The organism is Streptococcus sp. HSISS2, assembly GCF_000448665.1.
Lineage (GTDB): Bacteria > Bacillota > Bacilli > Lactobacillales > Streptococcaceae > Streptococcus > Streptococcus raffinosi.
Genome location: NZ_CM002133.1, coordinates 592,076 through 595,518 on the forward strand (window position 1 = coordinate 592,076; position 3,443 = coordinate 595,518).

General features: G+C 41.0%; 2 protein-coding genes and 1 pseudogene. All 3 read left to right on the plus strand.

Annotated features, from left to right (window positions below; translation table 11 throughout):
• Positions 1–78: 78 nt before the first annotated feature.
• A complete protein-coding gene (locus HSISS2_RS02810; protein ID WP_021145285.1) occupies positions 79–738 on the plus strand; it encodes a response regulator transcription factor in 660 nt (219 codons plus the stop codon).
• Positions 739–790: 52 nt separating this feature from the next.
• Positions 791–2,104, plus strand: a complete 1,314-nt coding sequence (locus HSISS2_RS02815) for a HAMP domain-containing sensor histidine kinase (RefSeq protein WP_368000084.1) — start codon at positions 791–793, stop codon at positions 2,102–2,104.
• Positions 2,105–2,221: 117 nt separating this feature from the next.
• Positions 2,222–3,443: pseudogene (trmFO, locus tag HSISS2_RS02820) on the plus strand (methylenetetrahydrofolate--tRNA-(uracil(54)-C(5))-methyltransferase (FADH(2)-oxidizing) TrmFO); the annotation flags it as partial.

Sequence of the window (3,443 nt, forward strand, 5' to 3'; positions counted from 1 at the left end):
ATATTTATCTACTTTACGCCTTGTCAGTTGTCTTCTATAGATGATATGATAAGGGTAACTGTGAACGAAAGGAAGCTTATGGCTCAGATACTTGTTATTGATGATCAGGAAAATATTGTGAAATTGGTTGTAAAGGCTCTAGAGCTTCAAAACCATAAGGTGACAGGACTTACAAGTGTTTTAGATTTGGATAAGAACTCGTTGCCACGGTTTGACTTGATATTGCTGGATATCATGATGCCTGATGTTGACGGTCTCCAGTTTTGTCATGAGATTCGGGAACAGGTGGATTGCCCCATACTTTTTATTACAGCCAGAACGCAAGAGGTAGATATCGTTCAGGGGTTGAGCTATGGGGCGGATGATTATATTTGTAAACCATTTGGGATTAAAGAACTTCAAGCGCGTGTGGTTGCTCACTTGAGACGGGAACATCGTGAGCGTCATCATAAGCTTTCACTTGGTGATTTTCAGTTTGATTTGTCTGCTCAGGAGCTTTATGTTGAAAATCACTTGTTAGATTTGACTAAGTCGGAATATGGTATTTGTCAATTTTTGGCTGAAAATAAGGGCCAAGTCTTTTCAAAAGAACAAATCTACACGTATTTGTATGGCTATGAGGATAAAGGAAGTCCAACAGCAGTGGCTGAACATATTAAAAATATCCGTGCAAAGCTAAAAGAAGTTGGGCAAAATCCTATTGAAACAGTCTGGGGGATTGGTTACAAGTGGCACTAATTAAAAACGAGAACACTCTCTAAGAACACTATTGTTATCTTATGTTGTCAGCTTGACGGTCCTATCGGCAATCAGTAGCCTACTTATTTTGTCTTTGTTCAGCTTGTCTTATCGTTTTGGGGTAGTGATTCCAGCAAATCAAGTTGAGAGTGATTTGTCTGCTTTGAGAAGTGATATTGAAACTTCTAAGGTCCTTAATCCAAATGTCTTGCCTGATGGTACTCGCTATGTCTTTTTGACTAGGGATTTCAAGCTTAAGAAGTCTAACATGCCAGTTAACTTGCAAGAAGAATCCTTACTAAATTACCAATTCAAGAATGTTCACGGTGGAAAATACGGCTATTTTCAGTCTTTTGAACGGTCAGATGGCATAGTCATTGTCAACTATCAACTATCACCTCGGTATCGTAACGCTTGGATGAACCAGTATTTTCCCAATGCTGATCTTATGATGATTGGCTCAATGATGGTGTCCATTTTACTCATCTTTGTTGTTTTAACATTCTTCTATGCCAATAAATTACGTCAACAGCTTAGACCAATACTGAGAGCAACTGAGAAAATAGCAGAGCAAGACTTGGATTTTCAAACCTCCCGGTCTACCATTAAGGAGTTTAATCAAGTTTTAAGTGGTTTGGACCACATGCGTGCTGCACTTCGTGACTCTTTGATGGAAAATTGGAAGGCAGAGCAGGATAAGCAAAATCAGATTTCAGCCTTAACCCATGACCTGAAGACACCGCTGACAGTTGCTCGTGGCAATGCTGAACTCTTAGCTATGACGCCCTTAGATGAGGAGCAAACGGACTTGTTAGAGCATTTTCAAAAAGGGATAGCACAGGTTGATTCTTATGTTCAAGAGTTGTCCGAACTCAACAAAACAAGTTTTAAGAAAACCTTGACGCTTGGAGAAGTTTCGGTCAAGGACTTTGTTGAAGACATTTATGACCAATCCTTGTCACTAGCACAAACCAAACAAATCAATGTTACATTTGACAAGAAGGATATTAAGAAAGAAATCATAGGCCATTGGGACAGGTCCTTGTTGAATCGAGCTTTTATGAATATCGTTTCGAATGCGTTAGAGCATACGCCTAGTGGTAGTCAGCTGTTCTTAACTGCTAGGGTAGAAGAAGATGAATTTACGTTTATCTGCCTTGACTCTGGCCCTGGATTTTCCCTTGAATCCCTTGAAAAGGCCACTCAGCTCTTTTATCAAGAGGATAAAAGTAGACAGAGCCGCAATCATAGTGGCCTTGGTCTGACTATTGCCAATGATATTGTTCGCTTACATCATGGTTGTCTTTCGCTTTCAAATGATGATAATACAGGTGGTGCTAAAGTGACTATCATTTTACCCCTATAAATACAGATGACTCCTAGTCGCCAGACGAGGAGTTTTTTGCTATACTACTAAGAGTAAAAATGAAGAAAGATTTGTGGGGGCAGGATTTCATCTTGTTCCCGAAGAGGTATTAGTGTCATGTCTCAATCAAAAGCAGATTATATTAACGTGATCGGAGCTGGTTTGGCCGGCTCCGAGGCGGCTTATCAGATTGCCAAACGTGGTATTCCGGTAAAACTTTATGAAATGCGTGGGGTCAAAGCAACACCTCAGCATAAGACAACAAATTTTGCAGAATTAGTTTGTTCTAACTCTTTCCGTGGAGATAGCTTGACAAATGCTGTAGGGCTTCTTAAAGAAGAAATGCGTCGCTTGGACTCTATCATTATGCGTAATGGAGAAGCTCACCGTGTGCCAGCTGGTGGTGCCATGGCTGTGGACCGTGAAGGTTATGCAGAAGCAGTGACAGCTGAAATTAAGAACAATCCATTAATTGAAGTTATCCGTGAAGAAATCACAGAAATTCCTGATGATGCCATTACAGTTATTGCTTCAGGTCCTTTGACTTCTGATGCTTTAGCTAAAAAATTCATGAGCTCAATGGTGGAGATGGGTTCTATTTCTATGATGCCGCTGCACCGATTGTTGATAAAGCGACTATCGACATGAACAAGGTTTACCTTAAGTCACGCTACGACAAGGGTGAAGCTGCTTATCTAAACTGTCCAATGACCAAGGAAGAATTTATGGCCTTCCATGAAGCCTTGACAACAGCTGAAGAAGCCCCCTTAAATTCTTTCGAAAAAGAAAAATATTTCGAAGGGTGTATGCCTATCGAAGTCATGGCCAAACGTGGTATTAAGACAATGCTCTATGGCCCTATGAAGCCAGTTGGTTTGGAGTATCCTGAGGATTACAAGGGGCCACGTGATGGGGATTTCAAGACACCTTATGCGGTTGTTCAGCTTCGTCAGGACAATGCGGCTGGTAGCCTCTATAATATCGTTGGTTTCCAAACCCACCTCAAATGGGGAGAGCAAAAGCGTGTTTTCCAAATGATTCCAGGTCTTGAAAATGCTGAATTTGTGCGATATGGGGTTATGCACCGCAATTCCTACATGGATTCGCCAAACTTGCTTAAACAGACCTTCCAATCAAAATCAAACCCTAACTTGTTCTTTGCTGGACAAATGACTGGTGTTGAAGGTTATGTTGAATCAGCTGCCTCAGGATTGGTTGCTGGAATCAATGCTGCCTGTCTCTTTAAGGGGGAAGATGAAGTTATCTTCCCTCAGACAACAGCTATCGGTAGTCTTCCCTATTATGTGACACATGCTGAAAGCAAACATTTCCAACCAAT